The organism is Tychonema sp. LEGE 06208, from assembly GCF_015207505.1.
Classification (GTDB): domain Bacteria; phylum Cyanobacteriota; class Cyanobacteriia; order Cyanobacteriales; family Microcoleaceae; genus Microcoleus.
This window is the reverse complement of sequence record NZ_JADEWT010000011.1, coordinates 24,528-45,636: the sequence shown is the minus strand read 5'-3', so window position 1 is coordinate 45,636 and position 21,109 is coordinate 24,528. Positions and strand designations below refer to the sequence as shown.

Genomic DNA, 21,109 nt, shown 5'->3' with positions numbered 1-21,109 from the left:
GATGGTGCGTGCGGGCCCTATACGTTGTCATTAGTCATTAGTCATGTTTTGCTTTCCCCCCGGAGCTTTCCGTCCAACGTCATCAGGAAAACGGAAGACTGAAGACTGAAGACTGAAGACGGAAGAAAATCAAACGTTAACCCGCTGCGGTGGGTTTCGTTTGTTTGGCGTGCGAATTCCATTTGCCCGGTCTTATGTATATTTCAAAAATTTGAGATAAGTTATAAGTTATTGGGTTAAATTCCCCGTTACTCAATTACCAATTACCAATTACCAATTACCCATTACCCCTTCCCGATTCCCCATTACCCATTCCTTTATCATGTGGACTTTTTTAAATAACCTGTTATTCACTAGCAACTATATTTCTCACGGCCACTGTTACCTTTGGCAGCGAGATCTAGTCGCGCTCCACGTAGTGTCAGACTCTATAATTGCCCTGGCTTACTATTCAATACCCGTATCGCTGATTTATTTTAGCACTCAAGGAAAAGACTTGCCCTTTCGCAACATTTTTTTGCTGTTTGGAGCCTTTATTTTCTCCTGCGGCACTACTCATATAATGGAAGTTTGGACGCTTTGGCATCCTGTTTATTGGCTTTCTGGGAGCTTGAAACTGATAACCGCAGTCATTTCTGCTTACACAGCTTTCGCATTGATTCCGTTAATTCCTGAAGCATTAGTTTTCACGAGTCCCGCTCAATTAGAGATAATTAATCAAATACTGCAAACAGAAATCGTCGAACGCCGAGAAAGTGACGCTCGCTATCAAACTTTAACAGAAGCTTCGCCAGTTGGAATATTTTATGCTGACGATGCCGGAGACTGTTTGTATGTCAACGAACCCTGGTGTCAAATTGCTGGAATTACCGGCGATGAAGCTTTGGGTAAAGGGTGGTTGCGAGGCATTCATCCAGACGATCGCGAGAGCGTTTTTGCTCAATGGTATAGCGTCGCGCAGGAGCAATTGCCGTTTAAATCTGAGTACCGTTTTCAACGTCTTGACGACGGTCAAGTGAAGTGGGTTTTCGCTCAATCTGTAGGTCAAATCGGAGAAAATGGGGAGGTTAAAAGCTATGTGTGTACGATTACTGATATTACAGAACGCAAGCTGGTAGAAGAGGAAAATCGACTGCTCAATGAAACTCTGGAAAATCGAATTGCCGATCGCACTGCTCAAATGGAAATTTCCAAGCAACAATTGCAAAACGAAGTAGCTTACAGACAAAGAATTGCGATAACTTTGTTGGAATTGACGCAACTACAAAATACAATTCTTAACAGCGCTAACTACACAATTATTTCCACTGAACCAGACGGTAAAATTAAAATATTCAATCGCGCCGCCCAGCAACTTTTAGGCTATTCCCCCGGAGAAGTGGTAGGCAAAGTCACGCCAGCCATCATTCACGATCCTCTGGAGATAAGCAAAAGAGCGGAAGTTTTGTCTCAAGAATTGGGAGTAAAAATAGAGCCAGGAATGGAAGTTTTTTTTACTTTGCCGCGCGGGGGAATGGCTGACGAAAATGAATGGACTTACATTCGCAAAGATGGTTCGCGGTTTCCGGTGCAATTGTCGGTGACAGCCTTATTTGATACTGAAGGAAATATTACTGGTTTTTTGGCGATCGGTCAGGATATTAGCGATGCCGTGGCGACAGCTACGCAACGCAAACAAGCTGAAAAAGAGCTGCGCGACCTCACCAATGCTCTGCAAAATGCGGTGGAAGGCATTTCGCTGCTGGACATTGACGGACGCTATGTGAATGTTAACCGAGCTTACGCTCGTAAATGTGGTTACGAACCGGAAGAAATGCTAGGCATGGAATGGCAGCTTACCGTGCATCCAGACGATGTTGAGATGTTGACATTAGCTTATCAAGAAATGCTAATTTCGGGCAAAGTAGAAGTTGAAGCTAGAGGTGTGCGGAAAAAGGGTTCATTTTTTCACAATCAATTAACAATGGTCAAAGCTTGCGATGCCGAAGGAACATTTAACGGCTATCACTGTTTTATGAAAGATATCACCGAGCGTAAACTAACTGAAACAGCGTTGCAGGAAAGCGAATTCAAATACAGGCAAATAGTTGAATTAGCAAAAGAAGGTATTTGGGTAATTGATAACAATGCCGTCACGACTTACGTGAACCGCGCAATGTCGCGAATGCTCGGCTATAGTGAATTAGAAATGTTCGGTCGGCCGCTTTGGGACTTCATGGATGAACCGGAAAAACAACAAGCTCTCGATAATTTCGAGCGTCGCAAGGAAGGGATCGCTGAACAACATGAATTCAAATTCAAAACTAAGGATGGTAAAGATATTTGGACGGATATGTCTGCCAGTCCAGTCATGGACTCCCAGGGAAATATGCTGTCATGCTGCGCCTTAGTTTATAACATTACAAAACGTAAAAAATCAGAGCAACAAATGCTGCAACTTACAGAAGATTTGAAGCGTTCTAACGAAGAATTAGAACAATTCGCTTATGTGGCTTCCCACGATTTGCAAGAACCGCTCCGAGCCGTTACCAGCTACGCTCAATTGCTCGCCCACCGCTATCAAGACAATTTGGATGCTAAAGCAGATAAATATATTCATTATATTGTTGACGGCGCTACCAGAATGCAACAATTGATTAATGATTTGTTGGTCTATTCGCGCCTGGGAACCCGAAGTAAACAATTTGAGCTAGCCGATTGCAACGCTGCTGTCAACCAAAGTTTGTCTAATTTGCAAATTGCGATCGCCGAAACAAAAGCTGTCATCACCTGCGACGCGATGCCAACCGTGATGGCGGATGAATTTCAACTGGTGCAGTTATTCCAAAATTTGCTCGCCAATGGTATCAAATTTTGTCGCGAAGATATCCCGTTGATTCATATCGCTGCGGGCCGGCAAGATAGCGAATGGGTGTTCAGCGTGCGCGATCGGGGCATTGGCATCGATCCGCAATATGCCGATCGCATTTTTATTATTTTTCAACGCCTGCACTCTCGCCGCGAATATTCCGGTACTGGCATAGGTTTGGCGATGTGCAAGCGCATTGTGGAACGCCACGGCGGGCGCATCTGGGTGGAATCTCAAGAAGGAAAAGGAGCGACTTTTTACTTTACTATTCCTATAATTAGTATCTGAAGGCTTAAATTTCATTTATTTTTTTTATAGTCACAAGGATAAACAGGTTATGAGCGATCCCAGCACTGTTAGATTAGTTGAGATTCTGTTAATTGAGGATTCGCCCAGCGATGCCGATTTGGCAAGAGAAGTCCTCAGTCAGGGTAAAATATTGAATAACTTGCATTTTGTGGAGGATGGAGTCGAAGCAATCAAGTTTTTACGCAAAAAAGCACCCTATCTGGACGTACCCCGTCCCGATTTGATTTTGCTAGATTTGAATCTGCCGAAAAAAAGCGGTGTTGAAGTGCTAGAAGAAATTAAAACTGACCCGACGTTAAAATTAATTCCTGTCGTGATTCTCAGCACTTCTGCTGCTCCCGAGGATATTGTCAAGTCCTACTCGCTCCATGCCAACTGTTATATAACTAAGCCTGTAGACTTTGTACAATTTACTAAAGTAGTCAGGTTAATTGAGGAATTCTGGCTCGCCGTTGTCCACCTTCCTGTAATTTATTAATTGATTGAGGATTGGTGGCTGGCGGTAGTGACACTTTTACAATAATAGCTTAACAAATAAAAATTGCATAAAAAAAACAAAAAGTTTAACCTGAGATTGATACGCAGTGAAAATGTTACAGTCAAAAATCTTTAAGCTATGTGGATTAAGATTCTGTTAGTAGAAGACAATCCGGCTGATGCTGATTTGCTTGCAGAACTGTTGGAAGTATCTGTCGGAGTGGAGTGGGAACTGGTGTCTGTTGAATTCCTGCAGGAGGCGATCGCCCAACTGGGCAAGCAATCCTTTGATATAGTTTTACTAGACCTTTCTTTGCCCGACAGCCACGGTTTGGAAACGCTAACTCGACTGCGAGAAGTGGCTCCCGATGCGGCAGTGGTGGTAATGACAGGCTTGGACGATGAGGCGATCGGACTCGAATCAGTACGCTTGGGAGCCCAAGATTACATTGTTAAAGGTCAAATTACCACCCAATTATTAGTGCGGACGATCCGCTACGCGATCGAACGTTCTCAAACATTTCAAATGCTGCGGGAAAGCGAGCGGCGTTTTAGGGCGATTTTTGACTCTTCCTTTCAGCTTACCAAACTGCTGACTCCCGAAGGAATCGTGCTGGAAGTGAACCAGACAGCCCTAGATTTTGCCGGAGTTCGATCGCAAAATATTGTAGGCAGCCCGATTTGGGAACAGTTGATTTGGCAACAATCACCAAATGGTAAAGAACAATTAAAAGAAGGTCTCGCCAAGGCTGCTAAGGGTGAATTTTTTCGCCGCGAAATAGACTTGTTAGGCAAAAGTGGCCAAATTATCACAGTTGATTTATCACTGAAACCTGTTAAAAATGACACGGGACAAGTTTTGCTGCTGATTGCTGAAGCCCGCGACATTAGCGATCGCAAACGAGCCGAAGCAGAAATTCTCAAAACCCTCGCACGAGAAAAGGAACTTTCCGAACTGCGAGCCAAATTTGTGACAATGGTTTCCCACGAGTTCCGCACCCCCTTAACAACCATCCAATTTTCGAGTGGATTGCTGCAAGACTACAGTTCTAAGTGGACTGAAGATAAAAAATCTACTCATTTTGCGCGGATTCAAATAGCAATTAAACGCATGACAGAGTTATTAGAAGATATTCTAGTAATTGGCAAAATCGAAGCAAACACCTTGCAGTTTCAACCAGTTTCCTTAAACCTCGAAAAATTTTGCCGTCAACTGGTAGAAGAACAGCAGCTCAACGACAGCAACCAACACCCGATCGCCTTTAAACATGAAGGCGACAACTGCAACGCTCAAATGGATAAAAAACTGCTGCGGCAAATCTTGGGAAACATTCTCTCAAATGCCATCAAATATTCCCCCGCCGGCAGTACAATTTCCTTACAGCTCAACTGTCAAAACCAAAAAGCTGTTTTCCAAGTTCAAGACCGTGGCATCGGGATTCCCCAAGCCGATCTAGAGCGAATCTTGGAAACTTTTTACCGCTCTACAAATGTCGGCACTATTTCGGGAACAGGCCTCGGTTTAGCGATTGTGAAACGGGCTGTAGAACTGCACGGCGGCCAACTAGCGATCGACAGCCAAGAAGAAAAAGGTACAACTTTCACTATTACCTTGCCTTTGATTTCACAAACACAATAATCGCTTAATGCTTAACTATAAACATCAACCACTCACCTAAATTTTATCCAAGAATAACAAAATTATCAAGGTTCGGAAAGCAAAATTTTCCAACCAATTATTAATCAAAAGGAGTAACGACCGTGGCAAAAATTTTGGTAATAGAAGACGAAGAATCGATTAGAGAAAATATTTTAGATTTACTTGAAGCCGAGAATTTTCAAGGAATTGGAGCCACCAACGGCCGAGCCGGCATCAAATTGGCGATCGCCCAAATCCCAGATTTAATTTTGTGCGACATGATGATGCCGGAAATAGACGGTCACGCCGTCCTCAAAGCCTTGCGCTCCGAACCCCTAACTGCCACAATTCCATTTATTTTCCTCACAGCCAAAGCCGATAAAAATGACATTCGCACGGGCATGGAACTGGGAGCAGACGATTACATTACTAAGCCTTGTACGCCGCAAGAACTGCTAAAAGCAATTGCTATTCGACTTGAAAAATATAAAACCATTAGCAAGCAGTCTCAAAAAACCCTAGACGAATTGCGGACTAATATTAGTATGTCTCTTCCCCACGAATTGCGGACTCCTTTGAATGCCATTCTGGGTTTTTCTGAGCTAATTTTATCCGAATATCAAGTTTTTGAAAAAGCAGAAATATTAGAAATGATCGGTCAAATTAACACTTCCGGTCATCGCTTGTATAGGCTGATTCAGAACGTTTTGCTCTATGCAGAACTGGAAATAGCTGCCACCAATCCCGAACAGCTAAAAGAGATGCGTAGCAGCGAATTTAGCTGCGTCAAATCTTTGCTGACTGAAAAAGCACGGCAGCAAGCAAAACAAGTGAATAGAACCGACGACTTACACTTAAATTTGCAAGATTCGTCAGTTGCTATCGATTCTATAAAACTCACAAAAATTGTTGAGGAACTGCTCGACAATGCCTTCAAATTTTCTGTAGAAGGAACTCCAGTTTTTTTAAGCACTTTTGTCGAAGATCGGACGTTTATTCTCTCTGTACAAGACCAAGGACGCGGTCTGACTCCCGATCGCATTGCACAGCTAGAAGCTTACAGACAGTTCGATCGCAAACTTTACCAACAAGCAGGTTTGGGATTGGGCTTAGCCATAGTTCAACGCCTTGCAGAATTGCACGGAGGAGGATTTAAAATAGAAAGTTTACCGCAGCAAGAAACAATTGTTTGCGTTTCCCTGCCCATCTAAAAAACAATTATATCCTGTCCTATCGATTCATATCAAATCCTCTCTTCCTCGGAGTAGTAAATTAATAGTTAACAGTTAACAGTTAGCATCATGTATGAGTGCAACCGTATTTGTTATGGTGTTCAGCCGGACATGATATAGTTCCCAACTCTTACGCAATCAGTAGACTTTTTGCAAAAATTCTTTATTATTGTTACAACTTTTTTTATTCATTCTCATTTTTTCAATCTCAAATCCTTCGACGTTAGCGCTCACACCGCAGTCAAAAATTTTAAATAATTTTATATAGAATATATCGCCCGTTTCACACATCGCTGCATATAAATTTTAGCTACCTTATCCTCATGGTTGATTTGTTTGCACTGCGAAAACAATCTTCTCGCTTCGACAAACCTATTATTATTGTACAATACTAAACCTTCCTCAAAGATTGTCTTTGTATCTAATTTTTTTTGTCGCACCTCCGGCGGATCTCCCGTGAATATTTCATAAACTGTTACCAATTGCGACTTACCTTTCACTGTAACGCGATCGATCAATCTAAAATCATAAATATCGTTCAACTGTATAAAAGTATTGTGAGTAATTAACATCGAAACTCCATACTCTTTCGTCAAGTCTTCCACGCGGGAAGCTAAATTTACTGCATCGCTAATCACCGTGCTGTCCATCCGACTTTGGCCGCCAACCGTACCTAACATCAAAGAACCGGTATTGATGCCAATGCCAATTTGCAGCGGCGGGCGATCGGGTTGATGACGGCTGACATTGTACTCGTTAAGCTGTTCTAACATACCAATTCCAGCTTTCACAGCATCGTCCGCACTGCCATTAAACAACGCCATAATCGCATCGCCAATGTATTTATCAATAAACCCAAAATTTTCAGTAATTACTGGTTCCATCCGCGACAAATAAGCATTAATAAATTGAAAATTTTCTTCAGGATTCATAGTTTCAGAAAGAGTAGTAAAATCGCGAATATCTGAAAACAGCACCGACATTTCTTTCTGTACTTGATCGCCTAATTTTACGTCCAGAATACTTTCATATCCCAGAAAGTGGAGAAATTGGTGCGGCACAAACCGCCCGTAAGCATCTGTTAAATTTTCTTCCGCTGCTAAAGCTTTTTCGAGCTCGTTTGTGAATTTTTGCCGCTCGGTTTCTACCTCTTGACGCTCTGTGATATCTTGAAAAACCGCGATCGCGTAAACTATGTTTTTCCGTTCGTCGTAGATTGGAGTCGCCCAAACCTCGATCGGCACAATCTTCTCAGGGCCGTGAATTTCCGCATCGTCAACGTGCACCACTTCCCCCCGCAGCGCCCGTACAATCGGTTGGAGATCCTCCGGATACAGCTCATTGCTTCCAGCACAATAAATTTGATAAACTGCCGACAAATTGCTAGGAACAACATCAGAAACCAAGCCTTTGCCAAATATTTTTTCAGCCCAAGAATTCATATAGCAAGGTTTTCCGACATTATCTATCACAAATATACCCACCGGCACTGCTTCCAGCAATTGAGTCAGCCGATTTTCACTTTCTAACAGCGCTCCATTTAACTTTTCTTGAGCTACCAAAGCTTTTTCTAAATCATTTGTAAACTTGAGTCGTTCCACATCTACCAGTCTTCGCAAAGTAATATCCTCAGCAAAACCTTGATAGTAAAGCACATCACCGCTAGCATCAAAAACAGTGCGTGCGTCCTCAGAAATCCAGATAACACTACCATCTAGGCGATAAACTTCCGACTCAAACTCAGACACGCTACCGTACTTTTCCATCAGCGCCAAAAACTCTTGACGGCGATGCGGTTGCACGTAGAATTCCCGCTGAATATCATTAACACTTGCGATCAATTCTTCAGGGGAATCATAGCCGTAAATTTGAGCCAGAGCAGGATTAGCGCTGAGCAATTTTCCCCCCGGTGCAGTCTGAAAAATACCTTCAAGAGCATTTTTAAATATCTGGCGATACTTCTCTTCAGCTTGCACCAGCGCTGTTTCAGCTTGCTTGCGTTCTGTAATATCAGTAAAAGCAATAATCCCGTAGCAAATATCGCCAATAGAATCATAAATAGGAGTCGCCCAACTCTCCACCGGAATAATCTTATTTCCAGTCCTAATTTCTACACCCTCAGTCCGCACTGTTTCGCCCCGGAGCGCCTGCATAATTGGCAACTCTTCCACAGGACATCTCTCATTAGTTCCGGCTTTATAAAATTGATAAATTGCCGCTTTCTGCTCCGAATTAATATGCGGCACCGTGCCTTTACCAAAAACTTCCCGCGCCTTCTGATTTGCATAAAAAGATTGACCGTTAGCATCCAGCACGCACACGCCCAGCGGCATGGCTTCAAGATATTGCGTCAACCGACTTTCGTTTTCGTGGAGTTTGGAAATCAGCATCGCCTGCTTGCGGTTTAATCTGGCCAACTCCTGATTCATCTCCTGAAGTTCTATTTGCTTTTCAGCTAATTGTTTGTCTTGAAAATATCTATAAATCGCCTCAGTGACCGTTAATTTTAAATCATCAGATTGCCAAGGTTTAGCTATGTAGCGGTATAACTTAGCATAGTTAATAGCATTGGCTACCGCCTCCAAATCTGCCTGCCCCGTCAGCATAATTTTGAGAGTTTTCGGCGAAATGGCATGAACGCTCCTCAATAGCTCGTCTCCTTTCATATTCGGCATAATATGATCGGAAATAACCAAAGGAACTTCATACTGTTCTGCTAAAAGTTCGGATAGCAACTCTAAAGCTTCTTCGCCACTTTGGGCCGTTTCAATTAAATATTTATCTTCAAAGGCTTTGAGCAAGTCTATTTCCAGACTATCGAGTATAGTCTGCTCATCATCAACACAAATAATGACTGGCTTTTTCATAAATTTGCTAGACCAGACTTAATTGCTTCAATTAATTCTTGATTTTTCCAAGGCTTTTGTATGAAAGCATGAAGATTGGCTTGAGCTTTTGTGCGTTCGATTGCTTCTTTATCTGCTTGTCCCGTTAGCATAACTGTCACGATTTGCGGATATTTGTGATGAATTGCAATCAGCAACTCATCTCCTTTCATTCCGGGCATCAACCAATCCGAGACAATCACTAGAATGTTAACCTCATTTTCACATAGCTCTTCAATAATTTCCAACGCTTCTGCTGCACTTTCAGCAAATTCGCACAGATATTTACCGTTAAATGCCTGTTGCAGTTCAATTTCCAGACTTTCCAACACCGCTACTTCATCGTCAACACACAAAATTGCTGGTTTAGACATCGCTAGTTTCCTCCTTTAGTCTGGCTGAGTGAACCCCGACCTGTAAGCACATCGTTGTCTAAATTCTACATTCTGCGGGGTAGACTGCCAATTTTTAGCCCCAGATATAGTAGTTAGAGCAAAATATGAAGTATTGACCAATCAATCGCTCAATCCCTCAATCCCTCAATCTAAAAATTGTACGCTCGCATAGTCGAAATAAGTCGAATAATCTAAAATCTCACCTTTTTGATAAATCCTATAGATATCTGGGGAGTGTCAACTACTCCATTAAATTTATCGGTACAGACACTATAAATTCTGTTTGCCCTGGCACAGACTTTACATCAATTTTACCCTGATGTTTTTTAATTATTTTATCAACGATATCCAATCCTAACCCGCTGCCTTCTCCAGCAGGTTTAGTAGTAAAAAAAGGCTCAAAAATTCTCGGTAAAATCTCCGGTGTAATCCCCTTTCCACTGTCCGTGATTTTTACTACAACGTTGGTATCTTGCTGCTGGATCTCAATTGTTAAAGTTCCTTGATTGTCCATCGCTTGTAAGGCATTGTGAATTAAATTTGTCCAAACTTGATTGAGCTCGTCGGAATAACAAAATACCATAGGCAATTCAGCTTGATAGTTTCTGACTGTCTCCACACCCTGCTTGAGTTGGTTTTGATAAAGAGTCAATACAGTTTCAATTCCATCCGTAATATTCACCTGTATTTTTTCGCCATTGACATCGTAACGCGCATAATGTTTCAGGGCAAAAACGACTTTAGCAGCGCGTTCTGTAGCGGTAGCTATGGTTTTGGCGCTTCTGTGAATGCTAGCAAAATCGTAGGCGGTTTTGATGATATTTTCGCTTTTAGGATCTTTCAGCAATGGCAAGAATTTGTCCAAGTTTCCCTGCAATCCAATATTTACTAAAATGTTAGCAAGACTGTCAGCATTATCAATTTGTTCGGAGTCTAGTTGCTGCTTTACGCCTCTTTTTAATTCCCGTTTTTCTCGCGTAGATAAAGAGTAATTTTGTTGGCGGGCACTGTACATCAAACTTAAAAAATCGTGCTGGCGTTCGGCTGACAGTTCTTTAAAAAAAACTGGTAAACTTTCGAGATTGTTATCCAAAAAGTTGGTAATATTGCCAATAGACGATCGAATTGCGCCCAGTGGTGTATTGATTTCGTGAGCAATACCGGCAATCAGTTGCCCTAATGCGGCCATTTTTTCTGATTGAACTAATTGATGCTGAGTTGCTTGCAGTTCGTCTAAAGTGACTGTCAGTTGATCGTTTTTCTCTTGGAGTTTTTTTTGCAAGTGGCACATTGCTAAATGGGTTTCTACCCTGACTAGAACCTCTTCCATTTGAAAGGGCTTGGTAATATAGTCTACCCCTCCAACAGCAAAGGCTTTTACTTTATCTAGTACGTCATTAATCGCGCTAATAAAAATCACCGGAATGTCGCGAGTGCGTTCGTCTGCTTTGATTTTTTCGCAAACTTCATACCCGTTCATTTCGGGCATCATAATATCCAACAAAATCAAATCGGGAGGCATACCTTTTGCAGCAGAAAGCGCTAATTCACCGTTAGGTACGGGGCGGACTTTATAGCCCTTACCGTTCAAAATTCCAGCTAGCAGCCGCAAATTAGCTGGGGTGTCGTCAACTACTAAAATATTACCGCGATCGGTGCTAGGAATGTTGTTATTCATGTGATTCTGCTTGAGAGATTAACTTTAAAACTTTGTCGTACTCGAAATTTTCTATACAATGGGCGATCGCACTAGCGGTTACTGTATCCTTTTCTCGAATTTGCTCGATGGATATTTCAATTAAATCCATATCTACATTCAGTATGGCGAGCTTTAAATCCGCTACTAGCGACTCAGGCAATTTTACGAAATCAGCCTCAATCATTTCGCGATCGCGCTCTGGGATTGCCGATAAATTAGCTTGACCCGGATCTTCATAAATATAGCGCACTCCGATATGTTTGTGCATAGCATCAAAAATATCGGCTTCCCGGAAAGGTTTCCGCATAAAAGCATCGCAGCCAGCCGACAAAATAACTGCCCGTTCTTCCTCCAAAACGCTCGCTGTCAGCGCAATAACAGCAGTAGCTTGACCTTTAATCGTGCCTTTAATGTGTTTTGTTGCTTCGTAACCGTCCATCACTGGCATTCTCATATCCATCCAAATTAAATGGGGTTCCCAAGAGTCCCAAAGCTCAATAGCTTCTTCACCGTTAGTAGCTTCTTTTAGTTGAAAATTTAGAGGATGAAGAAGTTTGATTAACAGTTGGCGGTTGAGCGGTTTATCGTCTACAATTAAAATTCGATAAGGGTGTTGATTGGGTGCGAGTGCAATCACATGGCGGGTAGGCTTTTGACTTTCAATATCAGTCGCATCGACCGCAATCACTTGAATATCAAACTTAAAATTAGTTCCCTCCCCTACAGCCGAACTGACGCTCATTTCACCGCCCATTAATTCCACAAATTTGCGGCTGATTGGTAATCCCAAACCTGTACCTTCTTGCGAATCTTTGCCTGATTGGGTTTGCACGAAAGCTTCAAAAAGATTGTCTAATTCATTGGCCTCAATACCTAGGCCAGTATCTTTGACTTCAAAATGAAGAAATAAGGAAGAGGTAGAACCTAAACCGTTATCTGTGGTTGCATAAATCGGGTTTTCTGAATATTTATTTTGGTTGGTTTCATAACTATTAGGTGCGAAAATTTCGTTATTTTCTGAGGATAATGAAATATCAATGCTTTCGCCTTCTCTCTTGTTATTTGTGTCGGATGATTGCTTGCTAACTCTGACCGCAACGCCGCCTTCATTTGTGAATTTTAGAGCGTTGTTGAGCAGATTGATTAAGATTTGCCGCAATTTCAACTCGTCAGTTTCTACATATTGCGGCACGTCGGGACTGCGCTCGAAAACTAGCTGTAAGTGCTTGTCATCTGCTTTAAGCTGAAACATATCTTCCAAGTCGTTTAGCAGTTGATAGAGGTCAAATTTTTTGGGATTGAGGGTGGTGCGCCCCGATTCAATTTTAGATAAATCGAGTACGTTATTAATCAGGGTGAGGAGGTGTTCTCCGCTGCTACTAATTATGCTAATATTTTCTTGATGTTCTGGGGATAGATTTTGGCTGCGAGTCATCAGTTGGGAAAAGCCGAGAATTGCATTGAGTGGCGATCGCAATTCGTGACTCATGTTAGCCAGAAAGGTGCTTTTAGCTTGATTTGCTACTTCGGCTTTGTCCTTAGCTACAGCCAATTCAGCAGTCCGCTCTCGCACTCGCTGTTCTAAAGTTTCAAAAGATTGTTGCAGTTGTTGAGCCATGCTGTTAAAGGACTGGGCTAATTCCCCCAATTCGTCGGATCGTTGACTTTCTACTGTTTTATCCCATTCACCTTTAGCAATATTTTTGGCTGCTGTATTTAAGCGCAAAATAGGATTTGTTACCCAGCGAGAAGTTTGAATACCAATGGATACAGCTACTACTAAAGCTGCGAAACAAAGCAAAATCGTCAGACGGGTATTGGCATCGATTTCTTCGGTAAAATCTGCTTCGGGAACTACTACTACAATCAGCCAGTCTAAGCCTTTGCCGTCTTGGAATGGCAGGACTTTTAAAAATTGTCGCTTGCCATTTATTTCAAATTTTAATAATTCCGTTTTTTTAATATTTAATTGTTTAAATTGTGTAGTTAAATATTTGGCTGTAGCTTGAGTAAGAGGGTTACTACTTTCTTTTACTTTAAATATCTTTTTTTCCTTACCGCTAGTGCGAAATGGTTTTTCTGTGGTAGAAGTTGCTAACAAATTACCTTGGCGATCGATAATAAAGGCTTGTCCCGATTTTCCAATTTTTAGACTGTTGAGAAATCTGCCTATATAGTCGATACGCAAAGCAGCAATCAATACTCCTTCTAGCTGATTTTTTTCGCTGTATACAGCTTGGACAGCGCTGATAATTAATGTCGGCTCTAGGAAGGAAACGTAAACCGGACTCCATGTCGGCTTGCCTTCTTTTACGGCAACTTTGTAGGAAGAATGTTGTCTACTGTCAATATTCTTAATAACTGTTACTATGGTAGTGCGATCGCCCGTATCATTAGTATTGTAAGAATAAAAATTTCCTCCAGTAGATTTCTCGATCGCATTCATCGTTCGGGAGCCGTTAGAAAGTTGTTCTCCGGATCGATAATCTCCCTTTTCGTTGCCAACGGCAGTAAAATTGATATAGGGATATAGTTTTACTTGCCGCCAAAGATATTTCTCCCATTTTGACAAATCATCCATTCTTAAAAACCCGATCTTCACTGTATCGAGCTTGCTTTGATTGATTTGATGGGGAGTTCTCAGGTAAACTTGCAGGTTTTGCTCGACACGCAAACTCACCTCGCTCATTAACTGAGTGGCTAGGTTGTTAACTGCTTTTTGTCCGTTTTTAAAAGACAAATATCCTACGAGTCCCACTGCTCCGACGATTTGCAGTACAAATGGAACTATCAGAACTGTTCGCAGCGGTAATTTGTCTAAAATTTTAGAAATCATCAGATTTAGAGGTTTGGTGAACTTAGCCTAGAAGCGTCCTTGCAGAGTTTGTCTTGACAGCAGCGCCATCCCCGATGAGCTAGAGGGAATTCATGGGGGCTATATTAGGTGTGGTAGATGTTTAACGGCGATCGAATGCGAACCTAATCTTTGCTATATGAGAGTATATTATTTTACCTATTGTCGTAATTATTGACGATATAGGCAAAATTTGCAGTCTCTGGCTTCGATAACTGGCTGATGCGCCCTCTGTGGGCGAGTTCCCTAGGGAGTGAGGGGTTTGGAGACTGGCGATCGAATTTGGTTGATCCACTAGCCATTTTCGGCAAGACGTGTTATGATGGCAAAAGTCGAGGGCACGTAGCTCAGTGGATAGAGCATCAGGTTCCGGTCCTGAGGGTCGGGGGTTCAAATCCCTCCGTGCTCATTTTATATGTCTTGTGTTGAGTAAGGGTTTCAGGTTAATTATACGCTCGGAGAGGTGGCAGAGTGGTCGAATGCGCCTGACTTGAAATCAGGTGAACCGCAAGGTTCCGTGGGTTCAAATCCCACCTTCTCCGTTTTTGAGAACTAGCAAAAGAACAGCCAAAAAAAACACCCCCGCAGGAGTGCTGTTGCTTACCAGGTAAAATTTCTAGCGAACTAATTCAACTCAAACAACTTCCTCATCGGCCGGGTCGCCGTAGGGGTCTTCGCTGGCCGGACGCACGTTGCCGAACTGTCCGGCATCCGCTACGTTGTCGGCCGGGTCGCCGTAGGGGTCTTCGCTGGCCGGACGCACGTTGCCGAACTGTCCGGGATTTGCGCGATCGTCATAATTGGCATCAGGATCGACTTGCTCGCTGTCTGGCCCGACGATCGCATCTTTTAACTTGCGGAAAAATCCGTCTACCATGATAAAATTCCTCTGTTTTATGGGTTGAAAAACTGGTGTTTTAGATTTGGAATACCAGATTTAATTAAAAATCGCGGCAGTGACCATCTCAAATGATGAGGCTACTGTGCCGGAACAGGACTTGTAGCTTCCGGCAAGCTTCTGAGGTCTCGGCCGCTAGTTTGGTTGTTGTACCCCTGGAATTCGCGGTAACGCGCCGCCTCGGACTCAGGAACTGTAATTCCTTCAGGCGGGGGCGTTACCCAGTGAGCGCGATTCTGGGCATCGCGGTAGTAAACGCGACCGTTTTTAGAAAGGTAATACTTTCCCTGCGGCCCCTGTTCTTGCTTGTTTTGGTGCTGGCGGTAGAGGTAATAAAGAGCTGCTGCTCCTACTAAAGTAATCCCTACTTTTTGAGCATTGTTCAAGCCTTTGTTTGCTTGTGGCAAAGGAGTCTGGCCGCGATTAGTTTGTACTCCTCCAGCACGAGTGTCGTCAACGGTCGGCGGAGGGGTGGAACTTTGCTGGCTAGAACCGCAAGCATTCAAAAGCGGAAATGTCAGTAGCGTTGTCAGCAGCAGAGCCATGAAGCGCGATCTTCTGGGTTCGGGTTTGATTGTGTTCATTGCCGCTCCGAATTATCGGGATTACAGATAGGGTGTGTTTTGGCTAGGTTGGGAAACCTGAGCTGCTGCCAACGGTTTTTTAAGTAAATTCATCGATCGCAGCAATTTTGCCAAAATTAGTTGCCGAGAACTTCCAACAGCGCAGGTAAAGTATTTCCTTTCTGTTTAATCATCTTCACATCTGTCTAAGATCGGCTCACTCCAGGGATATAAATAAAGTTTCTTTGATTTCAGTCCGCAGGTATATGCAAATGCACGCCCTCTGCTCAAAAAAAAATCCGTTTGCGGCCACAAAGCGAGCCAAGTGAAGCCGACGGAGGCGAGCCGGAAACCCAAAGCAGCACTGGCGAAGGAAAAGAAGCGGGATTTATCACTCCCGCAGTGTTTAATTGCACCTCCGAGCTTGTCTGATATCGAGGCAATTTTTTCGTAGAAATTCTGGAGATGCCGATCGCACTCTTGTATTAATAATTAACCGCAATAGAAAGCCGCCGCAGCTTTTATGAGTTTTTATGAAAACCAAAAATATAGTTACCGTTGGATTGTCGATCGCAGTTTTATTAGCTGCGACCAAATACATACCTGATTTTAAGCAACAAAACCTAGTCAAGCAATTGCTCGAAACCAAACAGTGTCCCGAATGCAATCTCAGCAATGTCAACTTAAAAGCAATGGACTTACAAGGATTTAACTTGCAGGGAGCCAACCTAGAAGGTGCTAACTTATCAGGAGCAAAATTGGCGAATGCCAACCTCAAAAATGCTAACTTGAATAAAGCCAACCTCACCGGAGCAGATTTAGGCTGTAGCGGCATAAGTTTCAATCTTGATACTAATGGTCAAGCAGCAAATATGGATTTTAAGGTCAGTGCTGTTCCCGAAAAGAATAACCCAGAAAATGCCACAGTTGGTTTGAACATGAAATCAACAGACCGAGGAGCTACAATTCGTTTAAATCTGCCGGGATGCGCCGATTTCGAGAATACTAAATTGCAGGGCACTAAAATGCCCGATGGGAACATTCACCCTTAATAAAAGCAAACATAGCAATCAGCCCCACAATCATGTGTGAAATACTTGTCAATCTTTGAGTTCTCTGTTTTCTCAATCTCTGCGTCCTCTGCGGCCTCTGTGGTTCATCAAAAAAAAACCGCCATCTCAATAACAAACATCAGCCCCACAATCATTTGTGAAATTTTTGTCAATCTTTGAGCTCTGTGTTTTCTCATCAATCTCTGTGTCCTCTGCGGCCTCTGTGGTTCATCAAAAAAAACCGCCATCTCAATAACAGACAGCGGTTTTTTTTTAAACAACTAACAGTCGCCTAAAATTAGTGAGCAGAACCGTTACCGTGATACTTGTCGCTATCGTAGAATCCGTTTTTTGTACCGAAGAACAAACAGCAAACGGTGAAAACTGCTGTCAAGACTGCTAAAACTAACTTAACGTCCATAATTGAGTGTCTCCTGATTTAGTGAGCGAAAATACTCAGATTGTAGAAGATTTTTGGCTGGCGCGCCCGTCTACGGGCGTAGCGCCAGATTTGCTGGGCTGTGCTTTGGTGCGACAATTTCCTGATGGCGAAGAAATTCGAGGAATTATTGTCGAAACCGAAGCTTACGCCCCGGGAGATCCTGCTTGTCACGCTTACCGCCAGCGCACTCCTCGCAATCAGGCGATGTTCGGGCCTGCGGGTATCTGCTACGTTTACTTAATCTACGGGATGTATCACTGTTTTAACGTGGTGACGGATGTAGAGGGGGTTGCTAGCGGTGTGTTGATTCGAGCTTTGCAGCTAGATGTGCTTCCCAAGGGGTTCGCTGGAATTCCCGAAAAAAAGCGATCGCGCCTCGCCGCCGGGCCTGGGAAACTGTGTAAGGTACTGGAGATCGATCGAACTTTCAGCGGTTCTCCCTTAGATGCAGGCCACCCGCTGCGGTTGGAACACCGGAGCGAGCAATTTCAGCAAGCCGTGGAGGAGGGTACAATAAATTTTGTGCAAACTACGCGGATCGGGATTTCTCAAGGAATTGATTTACCTTGGCGATGGTATGTAGGGAACTCTACGGCTGTGTCAAAACTCTAGTAATGTCAAAGGTATCACTGTAAATTTTGTCGCTTATCTTAGTGAAATTATGGCTTACTCTTCTGAAAATCCGATCGTACAACTCAAAAAATGCCTAAGCCTGGTTCAGGATGTCAACACTCACACCGAAGCGAACCGAGCCTTCGAGCAATTGTGCGCGATTATCGATGCTGAAAATCCGATGGCGGCGCAACTTTTGGAGATTTTGTGGGAAGAAGCTATCATGGCGAGGCGATCGGCCTTATTTTGGCAGCAAATGAGCGATGTTGAGAAAGATATGGCTAATCGAATGATGGAAAATATGACGCAGATGCGGCAAAACTATTTGCGGCTGATGCAGGAAATGTAAGATTGGGCAATGGGTAATTGCTAATTAGTAATTACCCATTGCCCAGACTGCGATCGGAAACGATAAAAACGAGTAAAAGAAGCAGATTTAACTCCAGCGAAACTCATCGTCCACCAGGCAATATGTGCGTATTGAGCGCAGTCGAACCAAGTGAAAATAAAAATCAGATAAGCAATAGCAACAGCTTCAATACCGCGAAGAGACGAATTCAGCGCTAAACATACATAATATCCCCAAAGTGCCATGCCAGCCAGCAGCCCCAAAATACCAACAGATAAAGTAGTATCCAGAATCCAATTGTGAGCTTTGTAAGTAGGAATTTGTCTGGTGCTGATTTCACCTTTTATGTTAATATAGTCGTAAGTAAACTCATTTAAATTTATAACAATCGGAGTTAGTTGAGGATTTCTGATGTAGGGATAGGCAATGCCGAAACCATCAAATCCCCATCCAAGTAGCGGGCGTTTTTTGATGCCACGGGCTGAAAGTGTCCACATGGGCGATCGGCTGGACATGATTTGGGCGATGGTCGGTTTACTCCAATCGAGCGGTCTGGTGACAGTCATGATGGCAATGGCGATTATGGCGATCGGAACAATAGCTACAAGGATTTTGTAATATTTGCCTCTGAGCAAATAGACACTCGCAACCATCAAAGCTAAAATAGCACTTCGGGTAGAAGTTAGCAGCAGTGCAGGAACAGTTAAAATTAAAGTAATTGCAGTTAATTTAGTTGTGGTAAATCTCCAAAACCATCCCACAATAGCAGTGATTACTATTAATGCTAAAACTATAGCTGCGTGGCCGCGATGGGAGTACAATCCTATTGGTTGCTGTCCTTGAAAAATGCTACTGGCTAGGACATCAGCTCTGATAATTTGCCCCATTGTGGCGGTATAGTCGATGCGCCAGTCGATGATTTGGGGGAAGATACTAACAGAAAGAATGATGCCGCCAATTAGCAGTCCTTGGAATTGGGAATTAATCAGTTGCGGGTGTACGGTTAAGAGCAAGCTGTTGCTGAGAGTGAAGGCGGCGATTAACAGCCAGTACAACCAGCCGTCTCCCATTTGGTCTTGACCGAAGAAAGAAGTTAAAGGGAAGGGACTTTGTAGAGTGGAGATAGCTCCGATTGATAGAAATATTGTCCAAAGTATTAGGGATATTTTCCATGTTCGGGAAATGGTTAGGGCTTTTCTTTGTTCCCACAAGAGAGCGAGATTGACTCCTACTATTAGCCAAATAACGAACACTTTGGGGGAAGTCCAGATGAGGCCCCGGCTGTTTCCCCAAGGGTTGATGAGGATGATGCTGAGGGCAAACAGGATGGTATAGAGGGTTTTCATTACTCTTTGTTTTTCCTGTTTTTGAGTCTTTTAATTACAGGCAATACGGCTAGAGCTAATAAAGTTCCTAATGCTGTAGTTGGTTCGGGAACTGCTTCTGCCGAGAGTGCGTCGTCCTCGGTGTTTTTACCGGACGCATTTTTGGCTGATGGCGCGTTGCTACCAGCGATGCCAGACATTAGCATAGGCTGGCTGGCAATGTTCCTAGCGAGAGCCGGAGCGCAGCCACCGCCACCGCTAGCACCGCTACAAGTGGCAGTTTCGGGATAATTAAACCAGAAATGCTTGTTGCGGACGTACTCACTTATACCTGCTTGTTGGGAATATGGGAGCGAAATTTCACCAGGATTGACAGTTGATAGTCCATCGCTAAAGCCAACGCCGGCTGCTGTGCCGCCAAATCCACCCGTTCCACCGCTAGCATAGCCTGTTTCCCACTGCACATCTTTGTAAAAGAAGCCGACGTTGCCTTCATTAGGTGGAACTGGGTAATCGGAACCGCGCAACACTAACTGGAAAGAAGCTAATTTGTCGGTCTCCTGTGAGTAATATCCTACTTTGTCCCAGGTGACAATGAGTTGGTTGGGAATGTCTGTTCGTACTGCTACAGTACCTGTACCGCGCGTATCTACATCAGCCCAGTAAGGGGCAATTAGGGGGGCTATATTTTCTGTCAGAAGAGGGTTCGGCGTGTATGCACTAACTGGTCTGCCAAAGGAAATATTGCCGTTGTTGTTGATGTAGAAACTGTTGTAGCTTTGGCCGAAGTAATTAAATGAAAAGCCCAAGGGATATGACCCGAAGGAGCCGTCGTCGTTTGGTCTATATCCAGGTGGGGATGTTCCTATACTACCGCAAAGTGCATTATCAAACACACCACCCAAACCGCCACAAAACTGACCGCCCAATGCACCTCCGAGTTGATCGGTGTAGTACCTGCCAGAGGAGTGGAGTATCGGCTGCCATCTGTATCCAAATTCATTCAATATTTGCTGTTTGTAGCTTTCTTTAAATATTGCATTATTTTCCAAACGAACTATTTTTGAAGCTCCTTCTTCACCTTGCGGTACACCCCTGCTAGACCACTCAAAACCACCCAAAAAATCATAAATTTTGTTTTGGGGATCGCTGGCTATGAGAAATGTAGCAAAATCTGTTTCCTCGCCAATGTAATTTCCTGGGCTGTCTTCAAAACTTAGTCGCGAGCCGAATACATTATTGTCTAGCAACCCTCTTGGATCCCAAAAGCGAGGGTCATTAGGTGGTTGGGAAAATTCATCTAAATACCAAGGTCTATCATCAGCCCAAAGATCCTCATACCCATTTCTAGGAGGATCGATGTATGGGGCAGTCAGTAAGTTTCCGTTAGAGTCATTTTTGGGATCGCTATCCTGCGTGATTATCTGAAACCAATTGAAGCGAACTTTATACTGATTCTCTAAATCTCGGATTTGGCTTGTCGCCTCAAACTCACCCACAAGTGCATCAAAGTAAGGGTCATCTTGGTCA

Annotated in this window: 17 protein-coding genes and 2 tRNA genes; 10 read left to right on the top strand and 9 right to left on the bottom strand. The window is 43.3% G+C overall.

What is annotated here, in order from left to right; translation table 11 throughout:
* Positions 1–322: 322 nt before the first annotated feature.
* The 4 genes from IQ263_RS04905 to IQ263_RS04890 all read left to right on the top strand — a co-directional run bounded on the left by IQ263_RS04905 (position 323) and on the right by IQ263_RS04890 (position 6,484).
* Complete coding sequence (locus IQ263_RS04905) at positions 323–3,136, top strand: PAS domain S-box protein (protein ID WP_228049793.1); 2,814 nt, start codon at positions 323–325, stop codon at positions 3,134–3,136.
* Positions 3,137–3,185: 49 nt separating this feature from the next.
* On the top strand, positions 3,186–3,635 hold the full coding sequence (locus IQ263_RS04900; protein ID WP_194066436.1) for a response regulator: 450 nt from the start codon (positions 3,186–3,188) through the stop codon (positions 3,633–3,635).
* Positions 3,636–3,773: 138 nt separating this feature from the next.
* Positions 3,774–5,273 carry a sensor histidine kinase gene (locus IQ263_RS04895; protein WP_194066435.1) on the top strand — a complete coding sequence of 500 codons (1,500 nt, stop codon included), beginning with the start codon at positions 3,774–3,776 and terminating at the stop codon, positions 5,271–5,273.
* A gap of 122 nt (positions 5,274–5,395) precedes the next feature.
* The gene (locus IQ263_RS04890; protein ID WP_194066434.1) at positions 5,396–6,484 is read left to right on the top strand and encodes a response regulator; all 1,089 of its coding nucleotides are present in this window, start codon (positions 5,396–5,398) and stop codon (positions 6,482–6,484) included.
* Positions 6,485–6,765: 281 nt separating this feature from the next.
* Here the strand turns inward: IQ263_RS04890 and IQ263_RS04885 are convergent, their stop codons facing one another.
* The 4 genes from IQ263_RS04885 to IQ263_RS04870 all read right to left on the bottom strand — a co-directional run bounded on the left by IQ263_RS04885 (position 6,766) and on the right by IQ263_RS04870 (position 14,320).
* A complete protein-coding gene (locus IQ263_RS04885; protein ID WP_194066433.1) occupies positions 6,766–9,372 on the bottom strand; it encodes a PAS domain S-box protein in 2,607 nt (868 codons plus the stop codon).
* Positions 9,369–9,764 (bottom strand): response regulator, encoded by a 396-nt coding sequence (locus IQ263_RS04880; RefSeq protein ID WP_194008229.1) that lies wholly within the window; start codon positions 9,762–9,764, stop codon positions 9,369–9,371. The genes IQ263_RS04885 and IQ263_RS04880 overlap by 4 nt, the downstream gene beginning before the upstream one ends.
* Positions 9,765–10,026: 262 nt before the next feature.
* On the bottom strand, positions 10,027–11,463 hold the full coding sequence (locus tag IQ263_RS04875; RefSeq protein ID WP_194066432.1) for a hybrid sensor histidine kinase/response regulator: 1,437 nt from the start codon (positions 11,461–11,463) through the stop codon (positions 10,027–10,029).
* Complete coding sequence (locus IQ263_RS04870; protein WP_194066431.1) at positions 11,456–14,320, bottom strand: hybrid sensor histidine kinase/response regulator; 2,865 nt, start codon at positions 14,318–14,320, stop codon at positions 11,456–11,458. The genes IQ263_RS04875 and IQ263_RS04870 overlap by 8 nt, the downstream gene beginning before the upstream one ends.
* A gap of 354 nt (positions 14,321–14,674) precedes the next feature.
* On the opposite strand from IQ263_RS04870, the gene IQ263_RS04865 reads away from it, so the two are divergent.
* Both IQ263_RS04865 and IQ263_RS04860 read left to right on the top strand, forming a co-directional pair.
* A tRNA-Arg gene (locus tag IQ263_RS04865) sits at positions 14,675–14,747 on the top strand.
* A gap of 48 nt (positions 14,748–14,795) precedes the next feature.
* Positions 14,796–14,880: transfer RNA gene (locus IQ263_RS04860), tRNA-Ser, on the top strand.
* Positions 14,881–14,972: 92 nt separating this feature from the next.
* On the opposite strand, the gene IQ263_RS04855 is transcribed toward IQ263_RS04860, so the two are convergent.
* Positions 14,973–15,215, bottom strand: a complete 243-nt coding sequence (locus tag IQ263_RS04855; protein ID WP_194066430.1) for a translation initiation factor — start codon at positions 15,213–15,215, stop codon at positions 14,973–14,975.
* A 101-nt stretch (positions 15,216–15,316) separates the two neighbouring features.
* Complete coding sequence (locus IQ263_RS04850) at positions 15,317–15,820, bottom strand: hypothetical protein (protein ID WP_194066429.1); 504 nt, start codon at positions 15,818–15,820, stop codon at positions 15,317–15,319.
* 282 nt (positions 15,821–16,102) lie between these two features.
* Between IQ263_RS04850 and IQ263_RS29160 the strand changes: the two genes are divergently transcribed.
* Together IQ263_RS29160 and IQ263_RS04845 are read left to right on the top strand one after the other, a co-directional pair.
* Complete coding sequence (locus IQ263_RS29160; protein ID WP_255515811.1) at positions 16,103–16,231, top strand: hypothetical protein; 129 nt, start codon at positions 16,103–16,105, stop codon at positions 16,229–16,231.
* A gap of 101 nt (positions 16,232–16,332) precedes the next feature.
* The gene (locus IQ263_RS04845; RefSeq protein ID WP_194066428.1) at positions 16,333–16,851 is read left to right on the top strand and encodes a pentapeptide repeat-containing protein; all 519 of its coding nucleotides are present in this window, start codon (positions 16,333–16,335) and stop codon (positions 16,849–16,851) included.
* Between the two features lie 298 nt (positions 16,852–17,149).
* On the opposite strand, the gene IQ263_RS29155 is transcribed toward IQ263_RS04845, so the two are convergent.
* Positions 17,150–17,272 carry a hypothetical protein gene (locus tag IQ263_RS29155; RefSeq protein WP_096830678.1) on the bottom strand — a complete coding sequence of 41 codons (123 nt, stop codon included), beginning with the start codon at positions 17,270–17,272 and terminating at the stop codon, positions 17,150–17,152.
* A 21-nt stretch (positions 17,273–17,293) separates the two neighbouring features.
* Between IQ263_RS29155 and IQ263_RS04840 the strand changes: the two genes are divergently transcribed.
* Positions 17,294–17,905, top strand: a complete 612-nt coding sequence (locus IQ263_RS04840; protein WP_194066466.1) for a DNA-3-methyladenine glycosylase — start codon at positions 17,294–17,296, stop codon at positions 17,903–17,905.
* Positions 17,906–17,954: 49 nt separating this feature from the next.
* The gene (locus tag IQ263_RS04835) at positions 17,955–18,254 is read left to right on the top strand and encodes a hypothetical protein (protein WP_194066427.1); all 300 of its coding nucleotides are present in this window, start codon (positions 17,955–17,957) and stop codon (positions 18,252–18,254) included.
* Positions 18,255–18,274: 20 nt separating this feature from the next.
* Here the strand turns inward: IQ263_RS04835 and IQ263_RS04830 are convergent, their stop codons facing one another.
* Positions 18,275–19,600 (bottom strand): O-antigen ligase family protein, encoded by a 1,326-nt coding sequence (locus IQ263_RS04830; RefSeq protein ID WP_194066426.1) that lies wholly within the window; start codon positions 19,598–19,600, stop codon positions 18,275–18,277.
* Positions 19,600–21,078 carry a nidogen-like domain-containing protein gene (locus IQ263_RS04825; protein ID WP_194066425.1) on the bottom strand — a complete coding sequence of 493 codons (1,479 nt, stop codon included), beginning with the start codon at positions 21,076–21,078 and terminating at the stop codon, positions 19,600–19,602. Before IQ263_RS04825 ends, IQ263_RS04830 begins: the two co-directional genes overlap by 1 nt.
* Positions 21,079–21,109 lie beyond the last annotated feature (31 nt).

Bases quoted from the DNA above. Each gene is read 5' to 3' on its own strand.
- IQ263_RS04855 (WP_194066430.1), bottom strand. From the start codon at position 15,215: ATGGTAGACGGATTTTTCCGCAAGTTAAAAGATGCGATCGTCGGGCCA.
- IQ263_RS04850 (WP_194066429.1), bottom strand. From the start codon at position 15,820: ATGAACACAATCAAACCCGAACCCAGAAGATCGCGCTTCATGGCTCTG.
- IQ263_RS04900 (WP_194066436.1), top strand. From the start codon at position 3,186: ATGAGCGATCCCAGCACTGTTAGATTAGTTGAGATTCTGTTAATTGAG.
- IQ263_RS04830 (WP_194066426.1), bottom strand. From the start codon at position 19,600: ATGAAAACCCTCTATACCATCCTGTTTGCCCTCAGCATCATCCTCATC.
- IQ263_RS04875 (WP_194066432.1), bottom strand. From the start codon at position 11,463: ATGAATAACAACATTCCTAGCACCGATCGCGGTAATATTTTAGTAGTT.
- IQ263_RS04885 (WP_194066433.1), bottom strand. From the start codon at position 9,372: ATGAAAAAGCCAGTCATTATTTGTGTTGATGATGAGCAGACTATACTC.
- IQ263_RS04835 (WP_194066427.1), top strand. From the start codon at position 17,955: ATGGCTTACTCTTCTGAAAATCCGATCGTACAACTCAAAAAATGCCTA.
- IQ263_RS29155 (WP_096830678.1), bottom strand. From the start codon at position 17,272: ATGGACGTTAAGTTAGTTTTAGCAGTCTTGACAGCAGTTTTCACCGTT.
- IQ263_RS04895 (WP_194066435.1), top strand. From the start codon at position 3,774: ATGTGGATTAAGATTCTGTTAGTAGAAGACAATCCGGCTGATGCTGAT.
- IQ263_RS04870 (WP_194066431.1), bottom strand. From the start codon at position 14,320: ATGATTTCTAAAATTTTAGACAAATTACCGCTGCGAACAGTTCTGATA.
- IQ263_RS04845 (WP_194066428.1), top strand. From the start codon at position 16,333: ATGAAAACCAAAAATATAGTTACCGTTGGATTGTCGATCGCAGTTTTA.
- IQ263_RS04905 (WP_228049793.1), top strand. From the start codon at position 323: ATGTGGACTTTTTTAAATAACCTGTTATTCACTAGCAACTATATTTCT.
- IQ263_RS04880 (WP_194008229.1), bottom strand. From the start codon at position 9,764: ATGTCTAAACCAGCAATTTTGTGTGTTGACGATGAAGTAGCGGTGTTG.